The organism is Mesorhizobium sp. M0715, assembly GCF_040320355.1.
In the GTDB taxonomy this organism is placed as follows: Bacteria; Pseudomonadota; Alphaproteobacteria; order Rhizobiales; family Rhizobiaceae; genus Mesorhizobium.
This window is the reverse complement of sequence record NZ_JAMYPL010000038.1, coordinates 17,442-38,755: the sequence shown is the minus strand read 5'-3', so window position 1 is coordinate 38,755 and position 21,314 is coordinate 17,442. Positions and strand designations below refer to the sequence as shown.

Below are 21,314 nucleotides of genomic sequence, written 5' to 3'. Positions count from 1 at the left end.
AACAGCCCCGATGAACCGTAGCCATACGTTAGCCGGTCTGCGCGACCGGCCTGATATCGCCGTGCTCGTCATCGGTGGCGGCATCAACGGCATCAGCGTCTTTCGCGAACTGGCCCTGCAAGGCGTTGATGTCGTGCTGGCGGAGAAGGGCGACTATTGCAGCGGCGCCAGCGCCGCCCTGTCGCGCATGGTGCATGGCGGCCTGCGCTACCTCGAAAACGGCGAATTCAAACTGGTGCGCGAATCGCTGCTCGAACGCGACCGGCTGCTGAGGAATGCGCCGCACTATGTGGCCCCATTGCCGACGACGGTGCCGATCTTTGATATGTTTTCCGGCCTCGCCAACGGTGCGGTGCGTTTCCTGGGGCTGACGCGGCGGCCCAGCCGGCGCGGGGCGCTGGTCATCAAAGCCGGGCTTGCCATGTATGACCTTTTCACCGCTGCACGGCGTTTGATGCCGACGCACCGGTTCAGGGGCCGCGCCGAAACCCTGAAGACATGGCCGGCGATCAACCCGGCGATCCGCAATTCGGCGACCTATTACGACGCCTGGGTAAGCCGGCCCGAACGCCTCGGCCTGGAGATGCTGCTGGACGCCACGGCGAGCGCGGCGAACGCCCGCGCCTTAAACTACGCTCAGGTATCGTCGACAGGTGACGGCCTCTCCATCACCGACACGCTGACGGGCGAACAACTGCCGGTGCGGCCGCAACTGGTGATCAACGCCAGCGGCGGCTGGATCGACCTGACCAACAAGGCCATCGGGGCAACGGCGCAGACTATGATGGGTGGCACCAAGGGCTCGCATCTGATCGTCGACAACAGCGAACTGTTCGACGCGCTCGGCGGCCACATGGTCTATTACGAGAACGAGGACGGACGCATCTGCATCCTGTTTCCCTATCTAGGCAAGGTGCTGATCGGCTCGACCGACATCCGGGTCGATGATCCGGACAAGGTCCGTTGCGAGGCGGACGAGCAGCGCTACATCCTGCAGTCGCTCGCCTTTGTTTTTCCCTCAATCAGAGTGGCCGAAAACCAGATCGTGTTTCGCTTCGCTGGCGTGCGTCCTTTGCCGGCCAGCGAGGACAGTTTTACCAGCCGCATACCGCGCGATCACTTTTGCGAGTTCGTGGAAGCGAACGGGCATCTGCCGGCGACGTTGTGCATGATCGGCGGCAAGTGGACCACCTTCCGTTCGTTTGGAGCGCTGGCCGCCGACATGGCGCTGAAGCGGCTCGGCCTCGCGCGCAGCAAGGGCACGCAGGACATGGCCATCGGTGGCGGCCGTGGTTTTCCGGCCGACCCGCAGGTCTGGTGCGCATCATTCGCTGGCGAGCATGGCCTGCCGGTCGAGCGCGCGCACACACTTCTGCAGCGCTACGGCACGTCGGCCAGGGATTTCGTTTCGCATCCGGCGGGCGAACAGATGCTGCCGCAGTCGGACTATTCGGCAAGCGAGATCGGGCGCATCATCGAGCGCGAGCAGGTCGAGTGCGTTGCCGACCTGTTCCTGCGCCGCACCACCATCGCCATTTCGGGTGGCCTCAGCTTCGACCTCGTCAACGCCGTTCTCGACATGCTGGCGGCGCACAAGGGTTGGAGCACCAGCGAGGCCGCCACTGAGCGCTCGACCTTCCTCGCCTTGCTGGCAGACCGGCACGGCATCGACCTCCAGACGCACCAAAGGAGCGCCCTATGCGCGTGAACAAGAAAGTCCGCATGAACCGGCTGTTCGGCGGTGGCCGCTGCCTCGACGTGGCCATCGATCATGGTGTCTGCAACGAACCGAGCTTCCTTGCCGGGCTCGAAGACATGGCCAGCGTCGTCAATCAGCTGGTCAAGGCCGGCCCCGACGCCATCCAGATGAACTACGGCCAGGCCGATCTGCTGCAGGCCGTGCCGGGCAAGGACAAGCCGGCGCTCGTGATGCGCATCGACATGGGCAATCCCTACAACAGGATACGCCACCGAGCGATGTGGGCGGTGCTGCAGAACGAAGCCGAGCCCTTGCTTGGCGCCATCGAGATGGATGCGGCTTGCGTCGTGGTCAATCTGTTCATGCTGCCCGACGAGCCGGACCTGTTCCGGCAATGCGTGCAGAACATCGCCCGCGTGCGCGCCGATTGCGAGAAATACGGCCTGCCGCTGATGATCGAGCCGCTGGCCATGCTGCCGGTCGCAGAGCATGGCGGCTACATGGTCGACGGCGATGCCGAAAAGATCGTCACCTTGACCCGGCTTGCCCGCGAGATGGGTGCCGATATCGTCAAGGCCGATCCGACCACCGATCCCAACGACTTCCACCGCGTCGTCGAGGCGGCGCGCTGCCCGGTGCTGGTGCGCGGCGGCGGCAAGGAGGATCTGCGTGCCGTGTTCGACAAGTCGGCTGCCTTGATGGCACAGGGTGCGCTTGGCATGGTCTATGGCCGCAACATCTACCAGCATGCCAACCCGAGCGCCGTCGTGCGCGGGCTGATGGCGATCATTCATGACGATGCCAATGGCGGCGTGGCCTGGGATCTGTACAACCAGGCATAGGCTGCGGCCTCGGGAGGCGCCAATGGCAAGCTACATCCTCGGCCTCGATGCCGGCAACACCGTCATCAAGGCCATCCTCTTCGACTTGTCCGGCCGCGAGCTGGCATTCGCCGCCCGTGACGGCCGCTCGTCCATGCCAAAGCCCGGACATGTCGAACGCGACCTCGACGAACTCTGGCGCAACGCGGTTTCGGTCATCGGTCAATGCATTGCTGAAGCCGGTATCGACGCCGGCGAGATTGTTGCCATCGGCTGCGCCGGCCATGGAAACGGGCTCTACGCGCTCGATCGCGATGGTGCGCCATTGATCGGCATCCAGTCGCTCGATACACGCGCGGTCGGCATCGTTGCCGAATGGGCAAAAGAGAATGTCGGCGACCGCACTTATGCACATTGCCTGCAACGGCCGTGGGCGGCGCAGACACCGACCCTGCTTGCCTGGCTCAAGCGCTTTTCGCCGGCTTTGTTCGCCAACATCGGAACTGTGTTCCTGTGCAAGGATTTTGTCGTCAACCGTCTGACAGGTGCGCGCAGCAGCGATACTTCAGATATGTCGGGCTGCGGCCTGCTGCAGATGCGGGATCGGCGTTACGAGCCGGACCTGCTTGCCGCCTATGGGCTCGGCGACTGCGCGGACCTGCTGCCGCCAGTGCTGGAATCGGCCGACATTGCCGGTCATGTCAGCGAGGACGTGGCGGCCCTGACGGGACTGCGCGCCGGCACGCCTGTCGTCGCCGGGCTGTTCGATGTCGTCGCCAGCGCGGTCGGTTCGGGCGTGACCAGAACCGGTGCCGCCTCGGTCATCGCCGGAACCTGGAGCATCAACCAGGTCATCACCGACGAACCGATCCGCGACCCTTCGATCTTCATGCTGTCGACTTTCGATCGCCAGCGCTATCTGGCGATCGAATCCAGTGCCACCTCGGCCGCCAATCTCGAATGGATCGTTCGCGAATTCCTCGAACATGGCGGCGAAGCCGGCAAGTCGCCGTTCGAATTGTGCAGCGAACTGGTGGCGTCAGTCGATCCTAACAGTGACATCCCGATCTATCATCCCTTCCTGTACGGCTCGCAGCAGAATGGCCATGCGCGCGCCGGCTTCTACGGTATCGCCGGCTGGCACAGCCGAGCACATCTGCTTCGTGCGCTGTTCGAGGGCGTCGCCTTCGAGCACAAGCGCCATGTCGAGACCTTGCACAAAGCGGGCGCCGATTTCGACCAGGTGGTGCTGTCTGGCGGCGGCTCGCGCAGCAGCGTCTGGCCGCAGATATTCGCCGATGTGCTCGGCGTGCCCGTCACTGTGGCGCGCAGCCGCGAAACCGGCGCGCTGGGAGCGGCGATCGCGGCGGGCACCGGGGTCGGCATCTTCGCGGACTACAGCGCAGGTGCCGCCGCCATGACTGCGGCCGCTCGACACTTTGTGCCTGACGAGGCGGTTGCCGACGCGTATGCACGGCGGTATCGACTGTACGGCGAGATCAACCAGGCGATGACCCCGATGTGGGAGCGCATCGCCGGACAGCAGGCGCGCACGTGACCGAAGCTCCACCGTCCCCGTTCGGCAGTTACGACTACGTCATCGTCGGGGCCGGCTCCGCCGGCTGCGTGCTCGCCAACCGGCTCTCCGCCGATCCGCGCAACAATGTGCTGCTGCTCGAGGCCGGGGGCAGCGACCGCTATCACTGGGTCGATATCCCGATCGGCTATCTCTTCTGCATGGGCAACCCGCGCACCGACTGGATGATGAAGACCGAGCCGGAAGCCGGTCTCAATGGACGCAGCCTCAACTATCCGCGCGGCAAGGTGCTCGGCGGCTGTTCATCGATCAACGGCATGATCTACATGCGAGGCCAGGCTGCCGACTATGATGGTTGGCGGCAGGCCGGCAATGCCGGCTGGGGCTGGGACGACGTGTTGCCCTATTTCCTCAAATCGGAAGACTATCACGGCGGCAAGAGTGCCATGCACGGCGGTGGCGGCGAGTGGCGGGTCGAACGGCAGCGGCTGTCGTGGCCGATCCTCGACGCCTTTCGGGACGCTGCCGAGGAACTCGGCATTCCGCGCACCGAAGACTTCAACACCGGCACCAATGAAGGCTCGGGTTATTTCGAGGTCAACCAAAGGAAGGGCGTGCGCTGGAACACGTCGAAGGCGTTTTTGCGCGGCATCGCGGGGCGCAAGAACCTGCGCGTGGTGCTCGGCGCGGAGACCGAACGGCTCGAATTCGACGGCCGGCGCGTCACCGGACTGGTTTTCCGCCAAGGCGGCCGCCTGCACCAGATCCGCGCTGGACAGACGATCCTTGCGGCCGGTGCCATCAACTCGCCGAAGCTGCTCGAACTGTCGGGGGTGGGCCGCCCCGACCTGCTTTCGAGCATCGGCCTGGATGTTCGTCATGCCTTGCCGGGCGTTGGAGAAAACCTGCAGGACCATTTGCAGATTCGCACCGTCTTCAAGGTCGCCAACACCGCCACGCTCAACCAGCGCTACCACAATCTGGTCAGCCGTGCGTCGATGGGGCTGGAATACGCGCTCAAGCGCAGCGGGCCACTGTCGATGGCGCCGAGCCAGCTCGGCATCTTCGCCAGGAGCGATCCACGCCTCGCAACGCCCGATCTCGAATATCACGTGCAGCCGCTGAGCACCGACCGTCTGGGCGAGCCGCTGCATCGCTTTCCCGCGGTCACCGTCTCGGTCTGCAATCTGCGCCCCGAAAGCCGGGGCAGCGTGCACATGGGTTCAGCCGATGCGCGGGAGGCGGCGAAGATCCGCCCGAACTATCTTTCCACCGAGGGGGACCGCAGCGTGGCCGTCGCGTCGTTGCGCCATGTCCGCAGTCTGATGAAGGCAAAAGCGGTGGCGCGCTTTGCGCCGGAAGAGATGCTGCCCGGCACGCAGTATGACAGCGACGAAGAGCTCATCCGCAAGGCCGGCGATATCGGCACGACGATTTTCCACCCCGTCGGCACCTGCAAGATGGGTTCGGATACGATGGCGGTGGTCGACGAGGCCCTGCGTGTTCACGGGCTTGGCGGGCTGCGCGTGGTCGATGCCTCGATCATGCCGACAATCGTCTCGGGCAACACCAACTCGCCGGTCGTCATGATCGCGGAAAAGGCAGCCGAGATGATCCTGCAAGAGGCCCGCTGACCGCCATCGGCTTCAGGCCGCGGCAACACCGCGCGATCGCCGTCTCTCGGCCGCCGCGAGCAGATCGACGAAGGTGCGCACCTTGGCGGGCCGGAACCTGGCCGGCGGAAAGACCGCGTGGATGCCGCCTGACGGCAGGCTCCAGTCGGCAAACACCGGCACCAGTCGCCCCTCGGCGATATCGTCGCTGACGCTGTAGTCCGGAAAGACGCCGAGCCCGATGCCGGCGAGCACACAAGCCAGGGCGGCGGGGCTCTTGTCGCACATGACGACCGGATTGAGTTCGGTCAGCACCGTTTCGCCGTCCCTGGAAAACAGCCATTGGCCGATGCCGCGCAACTGGGTGTTGCCGACCCAGGCCAGCGATCTTGCCTGGCGCGGCGTCACGTCGGGCGGCAGGCTCGCCGCGAAGCCAGGGCTCGCCACCACGATCTGCCGGATCGTCCCCAGGCGCCGCGCCTGGTTCGAGGAATCGGTGAGCCAGCCGACGCGGATGCCGAGATCGATCTGCTCGTCCACCAGATTGCTGACGGCGTCGTCGAAGATCGCCTCGACGCGCATATGCGGATAGGTTCTGAGATAGGCCGCCATGACCGGAGCCACCATCTTGGTGCCGTAGTCGAGTGGCGCCGTGAGCCTCAGCGTTCCGCTCGGTTCGACGGCTCCGCGCGAGATTTCGCCATAGGCCGCCTCCGCTTCGCGCAGGATGATCATCGCGCGGTCATAAAAGAGGCGACCCTCTTCGGTCGGCGTGACACGCCGGGTCGTGCGCTGCAGCAGCGTTGCGCCCAGCTCCTCTTCGAGCTTGCCGATCTGATGGCTGACCACGGCCTTGGCGACGCCAAGCCGGTCGGCCGCGGCAGTGAACGAGCCGGTTTCCATCACCGTGGTGAAATAAGCCAGCCGATTGAGGTTCAGAAGTTCGGCCAAGCTGGCTGCCCTTTGTATGATCAGATCAGACAGTTTGTATAATTGGGCGCCATTTATCGCAAGGCCGCCGTCTGCCACATACGAGCGACGGCCTCGATGAGTCCGGTGGCCGGACAGGAATGGCAGCGACTATGAGCAATTCAGAAGTGACCTATCTTTTCGATCCGCTCTGCGGCTGGTGCTATGGCGCCACCCCGATGCTCGACCGGTTGCCGGCCGCCGGCCTGAACGTCGAACTGCTGCCGACCGGCCTGTTCTCCGGCGCCGGCGCGCGTCCGATGGATGAAGGTTTTGCCGCCCATGCCTGGGCGAACGACCAGCGCATCGAGCGCCTGACCGGACAAGTGTTCACACCGGCCTACCGGCACAATGTCCTTGGCGTCCGCGGAACCCTGCTCGACTCGCATGCCGCCACGCTCGGTATCAGTGCCGCCGGCCTGGAAGATCCCAGCCGCCGGCTTGCCGCGCTGAAGACGATCCAGCGGGCGCGCTACGTGGATGGACGCGATGTCGTGACGATCGGCGGTGTGGCCGAGGTGCTCGCCGCCGCCGGCATGGCGGACGCCGCCGAGATGCTCAAGGCGCCGACCGAAACATTGCTGACGGCCTACCGCGAGATGGTCGGCCGCGGCCGCGCGCTGTTACAGCGCCTGCATGCCGATGGCGTGCCTTCGCTGGCGGTCATCCGCAACGATGCGCCCCGGCTCATCGGTTCGAACGCACTGTTCGGCAGCTTCGACAATCTCGTCGCCCATATCGCGGCGGCGTGATCCCCAGCAAATCTTCAACAAGGGAACTGAAAGACATGGCAAAAGTCGCTCTCATTGGTGCATCCGGCGCAGTTGGTTCGCGCCTTCTCAAAGAACTCTCCGATCGCGGCCACACCGTCACCGGCATTGCGCGCAACCCGGAAAAGATCGCGGCGCTGCCACGCGTGACGGCCAGGAAGGGCGACGTCTTCGACGAGCAGGGTCTTGCCGATCTGATCCGCGGCCATGATGTGGTGATCAGCACGGTGCATTTTCTGGACAGCGACGCCGACACGCTGATTGCCGCTGTGCGGGCCTCCGGCGTGAAGCGCTATCTCGTCGTCGGCGGCGCCGGCAGTCTCGAAGCCGCACCGGGCAAGCGGCTGGTCGATAGCCCCGACTTCCCGGCGATCTACAAGGCAGAAGCGCAGAAGGGCGCCGACTTTCTCGACAGATTGAAGACGGTCAGCGACCTCGATTGGACGTTCCTGTCGCCATCCGCGATGTTCGTGCCGGGCGAGCGCACCGGCAAATTCCGCCTCGGCAAGGACACGCTTCTCGCCTCCGACAAGGGGAGCAGCATTTCCTTCGAGGACTACGCGATCGTCATGGTCGATGAGATCGAGAAGCCGGCCCACATCAGGCAGCGCTTCACCGTCGGCTATTGAGCGAACGGGTGGTGGCGGCCGGAACTCAATCGAGGCCGGCCGACGCCAGCCGCATCAAGATTTCGCGGGCGGCGACGCCCCGGTAGGTCATCGGTGCCGACGCCGTCCCGTCTCGGTGCCTTGGGCAAAGCAAATGCTGGGCTGTCATGCCTGCGATCTCACTTTTCGGGATCATGGTCCGGCCCGGTTCAATCTTGGCGCGGCCGCCACCAGCGCCTTGCCGATGGCTGATTGCGGCGCGCCGATGACGGTTTGGGCATCGCCGTTTTCGGCAATTCGGCCGGCGTCGAGAAGGATGACGCGGTGGGCGACCGACCTGATGACGCCGAGATCATGTGAAATGAAGAGATAGGCGATCTTTTCCTGGCGTTGCAGGTCGAGCAAAAGCTCGAGGATCTCCCCGCGCACGGAGACGTCAAGCGCCGACACCGCCTCGTCGAGCACGATCAGCGACGGCTTCGTGACGATGGCGCGGGCAATGGCGACACGCTGCCGCTGGCCGCCGGAGATTTCATGAATGGCGCGCGGCGCGAGATTAGCCGTCAGCCCGACGCGCTCCAGCAACGCGGCGATGCGGCGCGGGCGCTCGGCGCGGGAGGCGATGCCATGGATGCGCAAGGGATCGTCGAGCACACGCGCCACCGTGGCGCGAGGGTTGAAGGCGGCCAATGGATCCTGGAACACCATTTGCAGGCGTGCGCGGCGTGCTCGCAGCGCGGCGCCGCTCAAGGCCAGGAAATCGTCGCTTTCGAATTCGATGCGTCCGTCGTCCGGCTCGATCAATCGCAGCACCAACCGCGCGATCGTCGACTTGCCGCTGCCCGAAGGTCCGGCCAACGCCAGCGTCTCACCGGGGTCGATGTGAAAGGAGACATCGTCGACGGCAGCGATGGTCTTGCCGCCGCGACGGTAGCGCTTGGTGAGGTTGGACACCGCCAGCAGGCTCATGCGTGGAGCCTGGCTCGGTTCAGCAACGGCCTGGTGTCGAGGCCTATATGGGCGTCGAGCAATGCACGCGTATAGGGCTGGGCCGGGGCGCCGACAATCTGCGCCGTCATGCCAAGCTCGACCAACTGGCCATGACGGAAAACGGCGATGCGCTCGGCAAGCTCGGCCGCCAGCGCGATGTCATGGCTGATGAACAGCAGCGTCATGCCGTCCTCGTTCACCAGTCGTCTGATCAAGGCGACGATCTCGGCCTGCACGATGGTATCGAGCGCGCTGGTCGCTTCGTCGGCGATCAGCAACTTCGGACCGGCCGCAATGGCGGCGGCGATCGCCACACGCTGCTTCTGGCCGCCGGAGAGCTGATGCGGGAAGGCGCGCAAGGCCGAGTCCGGATCTGGCAGGCGGACGCGCTCGAGCAGGCTTTTGGCCCTGGCATAGGACTGGGACCAGGTGAGGCCGAGATGCGTGCGCGCCACTTCGGCGATTTGCTTGCCGATGGTCATCACCGGATCGAGGCTGGCGGACGGGTCCTGGAAGACGAAGCCGATGTCGCGGCCGAGGCGGGGGATTTTGTTGAGTTCGGGTTTGAAAGGCTGGCGTTCCGTCACACCCCCCTCTGTCCTGCCGGACATCTCCCCCGCAAGGGGGGAGATCAGCAGCTTCGCCGACCGCTCCCCTTCCGCGACATTGGTGATTGGCGAAGGCAGAGGTGAGAGCGTAATCTCCCCCCTTGCGGGGGAGATGTCCGGCAGGACAGAGGGGGGTGCCTTGGCGCCCGATGAGGACAAAAACCAATCGATGCGACCTCCAACCTTGGCAGAAGCCGGCAGCAGCCCGGCAATGGCCAGTGCCAGCGTGCTCTTGCCCGAGCCGCTTTCGCCGATGATGGCGAGGCGTTCGCCAGCGGCGATGTCGAGGCTGACGCTCTTCAGTGCCGCCACCTCGCTGCCGTCGCGGCGGTAGGTCACCGTCAGGTCGCGGATCGTAGCCAGGGCGGTCACGAAAGGCCTCTCCTGACTGCCGTCGTCTCGACGATGCCTTCACCAGCGAGATAGACGCCGAGCACGGTCAGAACCAACGCTATGCCCGGGACGATCGACAGGAAGGGCGCGGTGCGCAGCACGGCGCGGCCTTCTGCTATCATGCCGCCCCAGGTGACCCGGTTGGGGTCGCCCAAGCCGAGGAAAGACAAGGCCGCTTCGGTGAGGATCGCGGCGGCGACGATCACCGACGACATCGCCAGCACCGGTGGCAAGGCGTTGGGCAGCACCTCGCGAAAGGCGATCGCCAGCGGGTGCATGCCGATGACCCTGGCCCCAGCGACATAATCGCGTTCGCGAATGGAGAGGACTTCAGCGCGGGCTACTCTAGCCGGTCCGGTCCAGGTGCCGAGAGCGATGGCAATCACGACGACGCCGAGCGACGGTCCGACGACGCTGACGAAGGCCAGCGCCAACAGGAAGCTCGGCACGGTCTGAAAGGCGTCGGTGACGCGCATCAGCACCTCGTCGACGAGGCCGCCGGCAAAGCCGGCCAATGTGCCGACCACCGCGCCGACGACAAGTGCCGCCGCCGCGGCCGCGAGCCCGACGGCCAGCGACGTGCGGGCGCCATGAAAAAGCTCGGCCAGCACGTTGCGGCCAAGCCGGTCGGTGCCGAGCGGCAGCGACCAGTCCTGGAACGGCGGCAGCAGTGCGGGGCCGGCGATGGCTTGGGGATCGCCTGGGAACAGCAGCGACGCCGACAGCGCCATGGCAATCAGCGCCGCGAGGAGGATGGCACCGGCAACCGCCTCAGGCACGCGCAGAAAGCGGCGGAGCGGGCTCATGCGCGGGCCTCGCTCGCGCCGACGCGCGGATCGAGGAAGGCGTAGGCGATGTCGACGAGCAAATTGATAACGATGACCAGGACGGCGCTGGTGAGGATAATGCCGAGCAGAAGCGGGGTGTCGCGGGAGGCGACCGCCTCCTGCGCCAGCCGGCCGAGGCCGGGCACGGAAAAGACGCTCTCGATGACGACGCTGCCGCCGAGCATCTGCGCCGACTGCAGGCCGAGCATGGTGACCAGCGGCAGCAGCGCATTGCGGGCGACGTGGGCGAGCACGATGCGACGGCGTGACAACCCTTTGGCGCGTGCGGCCAGGACGAAATCCTGCCGCCAGACCTCGGCCATGCCGGCGCGCATCATGCGCAGATAGAGCGCCAGATAGATGAAGCCGAGGGCGGAAACGGGCAGGATAAGATGGACAGCGATGTCGGCGACGCGATCAAGGCCGGTCTTGTCAGAGGCCAACGTCTCGATGCCGCCGATCGGCAGCCAGCGCAGATCGACGGCAAAGACGACGATCAGCACCAGTCCGAGCCAGAACCCAGGCACGGCATAAAGCGCCAGCGAACCGATCAACAGGAAGCGATCGCGAAAACTGCCCGGCCGCGCGCCGGCATAGATGCCGAGTGCCGAGCCGAGCCCGAAGGAAAGCGCGGTGGCGCTGACCATCAACAGCAGCGTGTTGGGCAGGCGCTCGAGGATGACGTCGCGGATCGGCCGGGAGAAGGTCACCGACTGGCCGAGGTCGAGATGCAGCAGCGCCCAGAGGTAATTGGCGAGCCGCGTCAGCTCCGACTGGTCGAGACCCCAGCGATGACGCAACAGCTCGATCATGCCGGCGTCGCCGCCGGTCGAGACGATATAGGCGTCGACCGCGTCGCCGGGAGCTGCTTCGAGCAGCAGGAAGGTGCCTATGACGACGATCAGCAGCACGAAGATGCTGCCGACGAGGCGACGGCGGATGAGCGTGAGGGCGCGGGTCATGGGAAAAGGACGCCGGCCTGATCGTGAGAGGTGCGGTGTCTGGGCACCCCCCTCTGTCCTGCCGGACATCTCCCCCGCAAGGGGGGAGATTGGATGTCACCGACGGCTTCGCCAATTTTCGAGGTTGCATAATTGGCGGGGCGGACAAATAGCCGATCTCCCCCCTTGCGGGGGAGATGTCCGGCAGGACAGAGGGGGGTGTGAAGGAACTCGGCCTTCGGCCAAATTCCCCTTTTCTCGCGAACTTTCATCCGCGCAATTCTGTCACGATTCCAGATACGTGTCCGCCCAGTTCGACACCGCCCAGCGCGGGTTGTTTGCTATGTTGCCGACAGTGTCGCGCGCGACGCTGATAAAACTCCATTCGGCGACGTTGATCAGCGGCAGGTCGGTGGCCACCTCCTTCTGGAATTCCTTGTAGAGGTCGGTGCGGGCTGATGTGTCGAGCGTTTCTGATGCCTTGGCGATGAGCGCGTCGAGCGCGTCGTTCTTGTAGCCGCCCTGGTTGGAGAACGGCACGCCGTCCGGAATGCCGCTCTGCACCAGGATGGTGGTCGAGATCGCCGGGTCGCCGCGGAACACCGGCGGGCCGACCGCGAGGTCGAAGGCGTGGTCGGTGTAGACCGCCTTGATGTGCGCGGCCGAGTCGTTGTTGACCAGTTGGGCGTCGATGCCGATGGCGGCGAGCGCCTGGCGCAGATAGTCGCCGAACTGCTTGGTCTCGTTGAAATAGGGCGCAGGCAGCAGTTTTAGCGTGAAGCGCTTGCCGTCCGGACCTTTCTTGTAGCCGGCCTCGTCGAGCAGCGCGTTGGCCTTGGCGACGTCGAAGGCATAGGTCGGCACATCGGCGGTGTAGAATTGCGGATCGTTCTTCGGCACCGGACCGGTGGCCGTGGCGGCATAGCCGAGGAACACCGTCTTGACGACGAAATCCTTGTCGATGGCGTGCGCGATCGCCTGGCGCACTTTCAGGTCGGCCAGTTCCTTGCGGCGATGGTTGATCTCGACGACGAGCTGATAGGTCAGCCCTTCGTAACCCTTGGAGATCACCTTCAGGCCTGGCACCTTGGAGATGCGGTCGAGGTCGGCCAGCGGCACGGCGGAGAAGGCCGCCAGTTGGATCTCTTCAGCCTCCAGCGCGCTCGCCGCTGACGTGCGATCCGGCAGCACCTGATAGATGATCTCGTCGAGATAGGGCTCGTCCTTGCCCCAGTAGTCGGTGTTTTTGGTCAGCCGGTAATATTGGCCGGCCTTGTACTCGCCGAATTTGAACGGCCCGGTGCCGACGGGCGCGTTGTTGGCCGGGTTTTCCTCGATCTTGCCGACCTCGTAGATGTGCTTCGGCACCACGCTGCTCAGCGCCGGCAGCGCGTTGCGGATCAGCTGGAACGGCGTCGGCTTGGCGAATTTGAAGACGGCGGTGAGATCGTCAGGGGTGTCGACGTTGGCCAGATCCTTGAACACAGTGCGGCCGAGATTCTGCAGCGGCTTCCAGATCTGCAGCGCCGAAAAGGCGACGTCGGCCGAGGTGAACGGCTTGCCGTCATGCCATTTGACGCCGTCGCGCAGTTTGAACGTCGCCGAGAGCCCGTCGGCGGCACCTTCCCAGCTCAGCGCCAGCCGTGGCGCAAGCCCGTCCTTGCCGTCGAATGAGGCTTCGGCCAGCGTTTCGACGATCTTGCTGGAGATGAAGAACACGCCGTTGGAGGCGACGATCGCCGGGTTGAGGTTGCGCGGTTCGGAATCGGCGGCAAGCACCAGCCGCCCGCCCTTCTTCGGCGTCTGCGCCCAGCCCGATGTCGGCATGGCGGTGGAGGCCAGCAGCATTGCCGAGCCGGCAAGCATCGTGCGTCTGGAAATCGTGAAACCTGACATGATCGAACTCCGTCCTCTCCGCGACCCGGTCGGGTGCGCCAATACCCCTCGGACGCCGGCAAGCCCGCCAGCATCCCTTGCGGCGGTGATTATGAGCTTTGCCGAGGGTTTCGCCAGAGACGGAATTGGCGCATCCTCGCTTGGCTTTGAAATTTTCGTCCGCTGGACCAGTTTAGAGGGCGTGGCTCATTTGATCATTCTGGTAGGACCAGATTGATTGAATATGCGACGAATGACAACAAAGAGACATAGAGAGACGACATTTCATCTCTTTCTGGCTGGACCAGAACGGGCAAAATGGTGCAGATTTGACCACTGCCAAGGGATCGGGAGCGGAACAGCGGCGATCCGGCTATTCAGGGAGAGAGAGATGAACATTGCTCCGGGCAAGAATGCGGTCGGCAATATCCCGTTCGACCAGGCAAGGGTCGACCGGCTGATGGAGGACGCCGGCATCGATGTGCTGCTCGCCACCTCCAAGCACAACACGCAATACCTGCTGGGCGGCTACAAGTTCATCTTCTTCGCCGCCATGGATGCGATCGGCCACAGCCGGTATCTGCCGATCGTCGTGTACGAAAAGGGCGGGCCGGACCATGCCGCCTATATCGGCAACCGCATGGAAGGCGGCGAACATCAGAACAACCCGTTCTGGACGCCGACGCTGCACGCCGCCTGCTGGGGCACGCTCGACGCTGCCAATCTCGCCGTCGAACATCTGCAGAAGATCGGCAAGGCCGGCGCCCGCATCGGCATCGAGCCTGGCTTCCTGCCGTCGGATGCCTATACGCTGATCCGCAAGGCGTTGCCGGACGCCAGACTGATCGATGCGACCGATATGCTGGAGCGCATGCGCGCCATCAAGACCGATGCCGAACTGGAGAAGCTGCGCACGGCCTCCGAACTGATCACCGATTCCATGCTGGCGACCATTGCCTGGGCACGCGAAGGCACGACCAAGGCCGAGATCATCGAGCAGCTGCGGCGCGAGGAAACCAATCGCGGCATTCATTTCGAATATTGCCTGCTGACGCTGGGCTCCAGCCACAACCGCGCCGCTTCACCGCAGGCGTGGAAGCAAGGCGAGGTGCTGTCGATCGATTCAGGCGGCAATTATCACGGCTATATCGGCGACCTCTGCCGCATGGGCATCCTCGGCGAACTGGATGCCGAACTTAGAGATTTGCTGGCCGAGGTCGAGACGGTGCAGCAGGCGGCCTTCTCCAAGGTCAAAGCGGGCACGCTGGGCGGCGACATGATTTCCCATGCCGAGGGCGTGCTGAAGGCCTCGAAGGTCGCGCCCTACACGGATTTCTTCGCCCATGGCATGGGCCTGATCACACATGAGGCGCCGTTCCTGATGACCAACCACCCGGTGACCTATGAAGGCACCTATGCGGCCAAGCCGCTGGAGAAGAACATGGTGCTTTCGGTGGAGACAACCATGCTCCACCCGACGCGCGGCTTCATCAAGCTGGAGGACACGCTGGCGGTGACGGATGCTGGTTATGCGATGTTCGGTGATCGGGGCCGGGGGTGGAACAGGGGTGCGAGCGCCTAGCTGGTATTGAGGCTGCTGCCCCCTCACCCGGAGCCGGCGATAATGCTCGTCTCTTCTCCCCTCGGGGAGAAGGTGGCCGCGAAGCGGCCGGATGAGGGGGCCTCCCAGCAAACGCGGGACGGAGGAAAGATCACTGCCCCGCCGGAAGCAGCCTGAAGTCCGGTAATTCCCGCAAAACCAGTTCGGGCCCTGCCGGCGAATAGACGACGAAAAGCTGCATCGGCCCGTCGCCGGTGTTGAGCGTCGAATGAAAGCGGCTTTCCGGGACATAGATGGTGCAGCCGGGGCCGACTTTTGCGACTACAGGATTGCCCTGCTCGTCCTCGACCATCTGCTCGCCGTTGCCGGAGATGACGAAGATGATTTCCTCGGCACCGGGATGATTGTGGCGTGTGTGGCCCTTGCCGGACGGCAGGTCGACGACGCCGCCGGAAAAGCGGGTCGCGCCATTCACCTCGGGCGCCACGGTCAACGCCAGCCTACCCCAGTCGAAGGCGAAGGCGCTGACTTCCTCCGGGTACACGAACACTTTGCTTTTGTCGGTCATCTCTCATCATCCCTTCTTTTTCTTCGTGGTCTTCTCGCCACCAAACGTCACCGATTTGAAATCAGCGGTCTGTCTGGCGATCGCAGCTTCCGCCGGCAGCCGTTCCATCGAGCTTGCGCCATAGAAGCCGTGCAGGCCCTTGCAGCGGTCGAGAATGTAGCGGGCGTCGTCCGGCATAGAGATCGGGCCGCCATGGCAAAGCAGGATGACATCCTTGCGCACCGAGCGGGCTGCGTTGGCAATGGCGTCGATCTCGACAACGCAGTCGTCGAGCGACTTGGCCGACGTCGCGCCGATCGAACCGCCGGTCGTCACACCCATATGAGCGACGACGATGTCGGCGCCGGCTTTGGTCATGGCGCGCGCTTCGTCGGGATTAAAGACATAGGGTGTGGTCAAGAGGTCGAGCTTGTGCGCCTCAGCGATCATGTCGACCTCAAGCCCGAAGCCCATGCCGGTCTCCTCGAAACTCTGCCGCATACTGCCGTCGAACAGACCGATGGTTGGAAAGTTCTGCACGCCGGAAAAGCCCATGGTCTTCAGCTCGGCCAGCAGCAGCGGCATGATGATGAAGGGATCGGTGCCGTTGACGCCGGCCAGCACCGGCGTCTTCTTGACTACCGGCAGCACCTCGTAGGCCATTTCCTTGACGATCTCGTTGGCGTTGCCATAGGCGAGCAGGCCGGCGGCCGAGCCGCGCCCGGCCATCCGGTAGCGGCCGGAATTGTAGATGATGATGAGGTCGATGCCGCCGGCTTCCTCGGCTTTCGCCGACAGGCCGGTGCCGGCGCCGCCGCCGACGATCGGCACGCCCTTGTCGATCATTCCCCTGAATTTCTTCAATATGTCCTTGCGCGGTATGGCGGGCATTTTTTTAGATCTCTCACTGTCTGGCGATGTCGAGGAAGGCTGATGTTGCAGCCTTTGCGAATTCCGGGTCGTTGATGTGCAGCGGCAAGCGCGTCACGCGGCGCTTGCCGTTGGGTTCGATGGTGCGCTCGATGGCATCGAACAGAACGGCATCGGCTTCCGGGTCGAAGAAGGCGCCGCCTTCGATGTCGAGCGCCGAGACGCCTTTTTCCGGGATGAGAAAATGCACCGGCCCCCCGCAGCGGGCGAGCCTGGTGCCGATCCACTCGCCGATCGCACGGCATTCGTCCGCCGTGGTGCGCATCAGCGTGACATTGGGATTGTGTTCGTAGAACAGCCGATCGCGATGGTGCTCCGGGATGGTCGAAGGCGCCCAGAAGTTCACCATGTCGAGCGCGCCGACGGAGCCGACATAGGGCAGCCCCGTGCGAGCGATGGCGCCGAAACGATCGTCAGTCGCCGGCAGCACGCCGCCGAACAGCAGATCGCAGACTTCGGTCGTGGTGATGTCTACGACGCCGGACAGCAAGCCGCTGTCGGCCAGCTTTTCCATGCTGCGGCCGCCTGTGCCGGTGGCGTGGAAGACTATGCAGTCATATCTAGAACGGAGCTGGTCGGCGATGGCCGTCACGCAAGGCGTGGTGACGCCGAACATGGTGAGGCCGATCGACGGTCGGCCGTCTGGCGGCGGCGCCGGTCTGGCCGCCATGCCTGATATGGCTTGAGCCGCATTATGCAGCACGACACGGGAGAGCCGGTTCAGTCCGGCCATGTCTGTCACCGCCGGCATCATGATGATGTCGGAGACATCGACGTAGGGTGCGGTATCGCCGGAGGCGAGCGTCGAGACCATGATCTTGGGCAAGCCGAGCGGCAGGGCGCGCATGCCCGACGTGATGATCGATGTGCCGCCACCGCCGCCGATGCCGATCATGGCTGCGATGTCGTTGCGCGATTGGGCAAAGCGGGCGAAGGCGATGCCCATCGCGGCGACCGCGGCGCCACGATCATTGCCGCCGAGCACGGCGTCACGGCCGCCGGGATGATGGTCGGCGATTTCCCTCGCGCTGATATCGACAGGTATGGTTGCGCCGCGCGTTCCGACATCGACACGGCTAACGAGGGCGCCCGCAGCAGCGATCGCATCGGCCAGGAAGGCGAGTTCCTCGCCCTTGGTGTCCGCGGTACCCACCACATAGATACGCTTCATTGCGCTCCCCCAATCCTGGCAGGCGCGATGCCGCCTCCATCGCTCATTGCCCGGGCCGCTCGACGATGCGGACGCCATTGCAAATTTTTGAGACGCGCGTATCGTATTGGCATGAATGTCTCACGTCAACAATCCGCTGCGAGCGACGACGCTGAACGGGCAACTGGTCCAATGCCCGAACGTGGGCCGCGCGCGAGGACGAAACGGCTGATGCTGGAGACGGCAACAAGGCTGATGCAGGCGGGCGTCACGCCCTCGGTCAGCGAGGTCGCCGAGGCGGCCGAGGTTTCCCGCGCCACCGCCTATCGTTACTTCCCGAGCCAGTCGGCACTGGTGCAGGCCGTCGTCGACGAGGGGCTGGGGCCAATCCTCACCTGGCGATCGACCTCCGCCGATGCCGAGCGCCGGGTCGCCGAGCTGTTCGATACGGCCATGCCGCGCATCGAGGCCTTCGAAGCCACGTTCAAGGCAGCACTGAAGCTGTCGCTCGATCAATGGGCGCGGCGTCAGGCCGGCACGCTGGGCGGTGAGCCCGCCTTCACGCGCGGCCATCGCATCGACTTGCTGAAAGATGCGATCGCGCCGCTCAAGGGCCGTTTGCCGCCGCGCGACTTCCAGCGGCTGGCGCAGGCGCTGTCGCTTATCTTCGGTGTCGAGGTGCTGATCGTGCTCAAGGATATCTGGGGGCTGGAGAGCCGCCGGACGAGGGCGGTCGCACAGTGGGCGGCCGGGGCGCTGGTGCGTGCGGCAGTCGCGGAATCGGTCGATGAAGGAGGCAGCCTCGATCCGAAGGCAGTCATGAAATAGAGCCTAACTGGTTCGACCAGATTGGCATGCACACTACCGATCTTAGCCGTTGGGTGGAGTATCGGACAATACCCAATCATATCACTGAGTAGGAAAATCTTGGTAAAACAGGCAGATAAAGCGGGAATCCCATGGCAATGGCCATGTCAAGCTGCCAAGAAAGGGCTTGACGTGCATGCAAAATTGGTAATACCAGATTGGATCAGAAATGCGGATCGAAAGTGAGGGCTGCGATCCATTTTCCGGCGGGGCGAGGAGGCTCGAAACCGGAAAGGTGCGATCACGGGAGGAACTACCAGGGCCGGCCACGTTGCCGGCTCGCACGATAAGGTAGAACGCGCACAAGGGAGGAAATCATTATGCGCAAGTTAGTGACCAGCGTACTTGCTGGTATCGGCTTAACGCTTGCCTGCGGAACGTCCGTTTACGCGCAGGAAAAGTCACTCACCATCTTCTGGGCTGAATGGGATCCCGCAAACTATCTGCAGGAACTCGGCAACGAGTACGAGAAGCAAACCGGCGTCAAGATCACGGTGGAAACCACCCCGTGGGCCGATTTCCAGACCAAGGCCTTCACCGAGTTCAACGCCAAGGGCAGCGCCTATGACCTGGTCGTCGGCGACTCGCAATGGCTTGGTGCCGCCTCCGAGGGCGGTCACTATGTCGACCTCACGGACTTCGTCAAAGAGAACCAGGTTCTCGACAAGATGGCTCCGGCGACGGTCAAGTTCTACTCCGAATATCCCGGCAACAGCGGCAAATACTGGTCTATCCCGGCCGAGGGCGACGCAGTGGGCTGGGCCTACCGCAAGGACTGGTTCGAGGACCCGAAGGAAATGGAAGCGTTCAAGGCCAAGTATGGCTACGAACTTGCCGTTCCCAAGACCTTCAAGGAAATGACCGACATCGCGGAGTTCTTCAATAGGCCCGACCAGAACCGCTACGGCATCGCCATCTACACCCAGAACCAGTATGACGGCCTGGCGATGGGCTTCGAGAACGCGCTGTTCTCGTATGGCGGTGAGCTCGGCGACTTCGGCACTTACAAGGTCGACGGCATCATCAACTCGGACAAGGCGGTAGCCGCGGCAGAAAACTACCGCAAGCTGTTCGGCTTCACGCCTCCGGGCTGGACCAACGCCTTTTTCGTCGAGAACAACCAGGCCATCACCGAAGGCCTGGCGGCGATGAGCATGAACTACTTCGCCTTCTTCCCCTCGTTGATCAACGAGGCGTCGAACCCGCATGCCAAGAACACCGGCTTCTTCGCCAACCCGGCAGGTCCAGGTGGTGAGCAATTCGCCGCGCTCGGCGGCCAGGGCATTTCCGTCGTCTCCTATTCCAACAACAAGGAAGAGGCGATGAAATTCCTGAAGTGGTTCATCCAGGACGATACGCAGAAGAAGTGGGCAGCCCTCGGCGGCTACACCTGCAACAAGGCCGTGCTGGAATCGGCCGAGTTCCAGAACGCCACGCCCTACAACAAGGCCTTCTACGACACGATGTTCAAGGTCAAGGACTTCTGGGCGGTGCCGGAATATGCGGAACTGCTGCAGCAGCTCAACCAGCGTGTCTATCCGTACATCGTAAATGGCGATGGTACGGCCAAGGAAATGCTGGATGCGCTGGCGAAGGATTGGGACGCCACGTTCAAGAAATACGGCCGCGGCCAATAACCGACATGTAGTGCGGAGGAGGCCCGTGCCTCCTCCGTTTTCTTTTTCAGGAATGGGAGCAGGTCTTGGCGACCACAATGATCACACCGCTGAATACCTCCTCCAGAGCCGCCTCTCGCGGCCTCAGCGACATTTCGATACGCAACCTCTTCATCATCCCGACGATCGTGTTCCTGATCGTCTTCAACATCTTTCCGCTGATCTATTCGCTCGGCTATTCCTTCACCGACTTCCGCGCGTCGACCAATGCGCCGGCCAATTTCGTCGGACTGAAGAACTATCGCGAACTCCTCAGCGACCCTTATATCTGGAACAATTTCGCGGTGACCGCGAAATACGTCATCGTCTCGGTCGTCGGTCAGGTTGTCGTCGGCTTTGGAACGGCGATGCTGCTCAATCGTACCATTCCGCTCAAGGGCCTGATCACGACATTGCTGCTCTTGCCGATGATGCTTTCGATGGCGGTGGTCGGCCTGTTCTGGAAACTGCTCTACGATCCGTCCTGGGGTGTCATCAACTACGTGCTCGACCTCGGCAAATTCCAATGGCTCGGCGATCCGAAGATGGCGCTCTACGCGGTCGCGTTCACAGACATCTGGATGTGGTCGCCCTTCGTCATGCTGTTGTCGCTCGCCGGGCTTTCGGCGGTGCCGAAGCATCTTTATGAAGCTGCCGCGATCGACCGCGCCGGGCCGTTCTATACCTTCTTCCGCATCACGCTGCCGCTGGTCGCGCCGATCCTGATGATCGCGGTCATCTTCCGCACCATGGAAGCCTTCAAGACTTTCGATCTTGCCTATGTGCTCTCGACGCAGCCGAGCACCGAGGTGATTTCCATCCGTCTCTACAAGATGGCTTTCCAGGAATGGCAGACAGGGCGCTCCTGCGCGCTTGCCTATATCGTGCTGATCATGGTGCTGGCGATCACCAACATCTATGTGAAATACCTCAACAAAGTTAAGGAGCGCTGA

At 63.6% G+C, this 21,314-nt stretch carries 19 protein-coding genes; 10 read left to right on the top strand and 9 right to left on the bottom strand.

Annotated elements, in window-relative coordinates; genetic code table 11:
- Nucleotides 1-10 precede the first annotated feature (10 nt).
- Genes NKI21_RS30025 through NKI21_RS30010 form a run of 4 tightly spaced genes read left to right on the top strand, consistent with a single transcriptional unit; the run spans nt 11 to nt 5,691 of the window.
- Entirely contained in the window at nt 11-1,708 is a 1,698-nt protein-coding gene (locus NKI21_RS30025; protein ID WP_352868807.1) for a glycerol-3-phosphate dehydrogenase/oxidase, read from the top strand.
- A complete protein-coding gene (locus NKI21_RS30020; RefSeq protein ID WP_023812428.1) occupies nt 1,699-2,541 on the top strand; it encodes a class I fructose-bisphosphate aldolase in 843 nt (280 codons plus the stop codon). Before NKI21_RS30025 ends, NKI21_RS30020 begins: the two co-directional genes overlap by 10 nt.
- Nucleotides 2,542-2,563: 22 nt before the next feature.
- Nucleotides 2,564-4,078 (top strand): FGGY-family carbohydrate kinase, encoded by a 1,515-nt coding sequence (locus NKI21_RS30015; protein WP_352868806.1) that lies wholly within the window; start codon nt 2,564-2,566, stop codon nt 4,076-4,078.
- Nucleotides 4,075-5,691 carry a GMC family oxidoreductase gene (locus NKI21_RS30010; RefSeq protein ID WP_352723256.1) on the top strand — a complete coding sequence of 539 codons (1,617 nt, stop codon included), beginning with the start codon at nt 4,075-4,077 and terminating at the stop codon, nt 5,689-5,691. The genes NKI21_RS30015 and NKI21_RS30010 overlap by 4 nt, the downstream gene beginning before the upstream one ends.
- A 12-nt stretch (nt 5,692-5,703) precedes the next feature.
- Here NKI21_RS30010 and NKI21_RS30005 read toward each other — a convergent pair whose 3' ends face one another.
- The gene (locus tag NKI21_RS30005; protein ID WP_352440802.1) at nt 5,704-6,621 is read right to left on the bottom strand and encodes a LysR family transcriptional regulator; all 918 of its coding nucleotides are present in this window, start codon (nt 6,619-6,621) and stop codon (nt 5,704-5,706) included.
- Nucleotides 6,622-6,752: 131 nt separating this feature from the next.
- Between NKI21_RS30005 and NKI21_RS30000 the strand changes: the two genes are divergently transcribed.
- Together NKI21_RS30000 and NKI21_RS29995 are read left to right on the top strand one after the other, a co-directional pair.
- On the top strand, nt 6,753-7,391 hold the full coding sequence (locus tag NKI21_RS30000) for a DsbA family protein (protein WP_352440803.1): 639 nt from the start codon (nt 6,753-6,755) through the stop codon (nt 7,389-7,391).
- Nucleotides 7,392-7,426: 35 nt separating this feature from the next.
- Entirely contained in the window at nt 7,427-8,038 is a 612-nt protein-coding gene (locus NKI21_RS29995; protein ID WP_352440804.1) for an NAD(P)-dependent oxidoreductase, read from the top strand.
- Between the two features lie 171 nt (nt 8,039-8,209).
- Here NKI21_RS29995 and NKI21_RS29990 read toward each other — a convergent pair whose 3' ends face one another.
- The 5 genes from NKI21_RS29990 to NKI21_RS29970 all read right to left on the bottom strand — a co-directional run bounded on the left by NKI21_RS29990 (nt 8,210) and on the right by NKI21_RS29970 (nt 13,672).
- On the bottom strand, nt 8,210-8,986 hold the full coding sequence (locus NKI21_RS29990) for an ABC transporter ATP-binding protein (protein ID WP_352440805.1): 777 nt from the start codon (nt 8,984-8,986) through the stop codon (nt 8,210-8,212).
- Nucleotides 8,983-9,987, bottom strand: coding sequence for an ABC transporter ATP-binding protein (locus tag NKI21_RS29985; RefSeq protein ID WP_352440806.1), 1,005 nt, complete (start codon nt 9,985-9,987; stop codon nt 8,983-8,985). The genes NKI21_RS29990 and NKI21_RS29985 overlap by 4 nt, the downstream gene beginning before the upstream one ends.
- Nucleotides 9,984-10,814 (bottom strand): ABC transporter permease, encoded by an 831-nt coding sequence (locus tag NKI21_RS29980; protein WP_352440807.1) that lies wholly within the window; start codon nt 10,812-10,814, stop codon nt 9,984-9,986. The genes NKI21_RS29985 and NKI21_RS29980 overlap by 4 nt, the downstream gene beginning before the upstream one ends.
- Nucleotides 10,811-11,797: an ABC transporter permease gene (locus NKI21_RS29975; protein ID WP_352440808.1), complete on the bottom strand. Its 987-nt coding sequence runs from the start codon at nt 11,795-11,797 to the stop codon at nt 10,811-10,813. The genes NKI21_RS29980 and NKI21_RS29975 overlap by 4 nt, the downstream gene beginning before the upstream one ends.
- 264 nt (nt 11,798-12,061) lie before the next feature.
- On the bottom strand, nt 12,062-13,672 hold the full coding sequence (locus NKI21_RS29970) for an ABC transporter substrate-binding protein (RefSeq protein WP_352440809.1): 1,611 nt from the start codon (nt 13,670-13,672) through the stop codon (nt 12,062-12,064).
- Nucleotides 13,673-14,042: 370 nt separating this feature from the next.
- On the opposite strand from NKI21_RS29970, the gene NKI21_RS29965 reads away from it, so the two are divergent.
- A complete protein-coding gene (locus NKI21_RS29965; protein ID WP_352440811.1) occupies nt 14,043-15,233 on the top strand; it encodes a M24 family metallopeptidase in 1,191 nt (396 codons plus the stop codon).
- Nucleotides 15,234-15,363: 130 nt separating this feature from the next.
- On the opposite strand, the gene NKI21_RS29960 is transcribed toward NKI21_RS29965, so the two are convergent.
- Genes NKI21_RS29960 through NKI21_RS29950 form a run of 3 tightly spaced genes read right to left on the bottom strand, consistent with a single transcriptional unit; the run spans nt 15,364 to nt 17,860 of the window.
- Nucleotides 15,364-15,780 carry a cupin domain-containing protein gene (locus tag NKI21_RS29960; protein WP_352440812.1) on the bottom strand — a complete coding sequence of 139 codons (417 nt, stop codon included), beginning with the start codon at nt 15,778-15,780 and terminating at the stop codon, nt 15,364-15,366.
- A gap of 6 nt (nt 15,781-15,786) precedes the next feature.
- Entirely contained in the window at nt 15,787-16,650 is an 864-nt protein-coding gene (locus NKI21_RS29955; RefSeq protein ID WP_352440813.1) for a phosphoenolpyruvate hydrolase family protein, read from the bottom strand.
- Between the two features lie 13 nt (nt 16,651-16,663).
- Nucleotides 16,664-17,860: a Tm-1-like ATP-binding domain-containing protein gene (locus NKI21_RS29950; RefSeq protein WP_352440814.1), complete on the bottom strand. Its 1,197-nt coding sequence runs from the start codon at nt 17,858-17,860 to the stop codon at nt 16,664-16,666.
- Nucleotides 17,861-17,971: 111 nt separating this feature from the next.
- On the opposite strand from NKI21_RS29950, the gene NKI21_RS29945 reads away from it, so the two are divergent.
- The 3 genes from NKI21_RS29945 to NKI21_RS29935 all read left to right on the top strand — a co-directional run bounded on the left by NKI21_RS29945 (nt 17,972) and on the right by NKI21_RS29935 (nt 21,314).
- A complete protein-coding gene (locus tag NKI21_RS29945) occupies nt 17,972-18,667 on the top strand; it encodes a TetR/AcrR family transcriptional regulator (protein WP_352440815.1) in 696 nt (231 codons plus the stop codon).
- Between the two features lie 359 nt (nt 18,668-19,026).
- Nucleotides 19,027-20,343 carry an ABC transporter substrate-binding protein gene (locus NKI21_RS29940; protein WP_127293507.1) on the top strand — a complete coding sequence of 439 codons (1,317 nt, stop codon included), beginning with the start codon at nt 19,027-19,029 and terminating at the stop codon, nt 20,341-20,343.
- A gap of 65 nt (nt 20,344-20,408) precedes the next feature.
- Nucleotides 20,409-21,314 (top strand): carbohydrate ABC transporter permease, encoded by a 906-nt coding sequence (locus NKI21_RS29935; RefSeq protein ID WP_013529495.1) that lies wholly within the window; start codon nt 20,409-20,411, stop codon nt 21,312-21,314.

What these genes read in the sequence shown, in the direction of transcription:
- NKI21_RS29975 (WP_352440808.1), bottom strand. Translation starts at nt 11,797, where the DNA reads ATGACCCGCGCCCTCACGCTCATCCGCCGTCGCCTCGTCGGCAGCATC.
- NKI21_RS29970 (WP_352440809.1), bottom strand. Translation starts at nt 13,672, where the DNA reads ATGTCAGGTTTCACGATTTCCAGACGCACGATGCTTGCCGGCTCGGCA.
- NKI21_RS29960 (WP_352440812.1), bottom strand. Translation starts at nt 15,780, where the DNA reads ATGACCGACAAAAGCAAAGTGTTCGTGTACCCGGAGGAAGTCAGCGCC.
- NKI21_RS29945 (WP_352440815.1), top strand. Translation starts at nt 17,972, where the DNA reads ATGAATGTCTCACGTCAACAATCCGCTGCGAGCGACGACGCTGAACGG.
- NKI21_RS29980 (WP_352440807.1), bottom strand. Translation starts at nt 10,814, where the DNA reads ATGAGCCCGCTCCGCCGCTTTCTGCGCGTGCCTGAGGCGGTTGCCGGT.
- NKI21_RS30025 (WP_352868807.1), top strand. Translation starts at nt 11, where the DNA reads ATGAACCGTAGCCATACGTTAGCCGGTCTGCGCGACCGGCCTGATATC.
- NKI21_RS29950 (WP_352440814.1), bottom strand. Translation starts at nt 17,860, where the DNA reads ATGAAGCGTATCTATGTGGTGGGTACCGCGGACACCAAGGGCGAGGAA.
- NKI21_RS30000 (WP_352440803.1), top strand. Translation starts at nt 6,753, where the DNA reads ATGAGCAATTCAGAAGTGACCTATCTTTTCGATCCGCTCTGCGGCTGG.
- NKI21_RS29965 (WP_352440811.1), top strand. Translation starts at nt 14,043, where the DNA reads ATGAACATTGCTCCGGGCAAGAATGCGGTCGGCAATATCCCGTTCGAC.
- NKI21_RS29990 (WP_352440805.1), bottom strand. Translation starts at nt 8,986, where the DNA reads ATGAGCCTGCTGGCGGTGTCCAACCTCACCAAGCGCTACCGTCGCGGC.
- NKI21_RS30015 (WP_352868806.1), top strand. Translation starts at nt 2,564, where the DNA reads ATGGCAAGCTACATCCTCGGCCTCGATGCCGGCAACACCGTCATCAAG.
- NKI21_RS29995 (WP_352440804.1), top strand. Translation starts at nt 7,427, where the DNA reads ATGGCAAAAGTCGCTCTCATTGGTGCATCCGGCGCAGTTGGTTCGCGC.
- NKI21_RS30020 (WP_023812428.1), top strand. Translation starts at nt 1,699, where the DNA reads ATGCGCGTGAACAAGAAAGTCCGCATGAACCGGCTGTTCGGCGGTGGC.
- NKI21_RS29955 (WP_352440813.1), bottom strand. Translation starts at nt 16,650, where the DNA reads ATGCCCGCCATACCGCGCAAGGACATATTGAAGAAATTCAGGGGAATG.
- NKI21_RS29940 (WP_127293507.1), top strand. Translation starts at nt 19,027, where the DNA reads ATGCGCAAGTTAGTGACCAGCGTACTTGCTGGTATCGGCTTAACGCTT.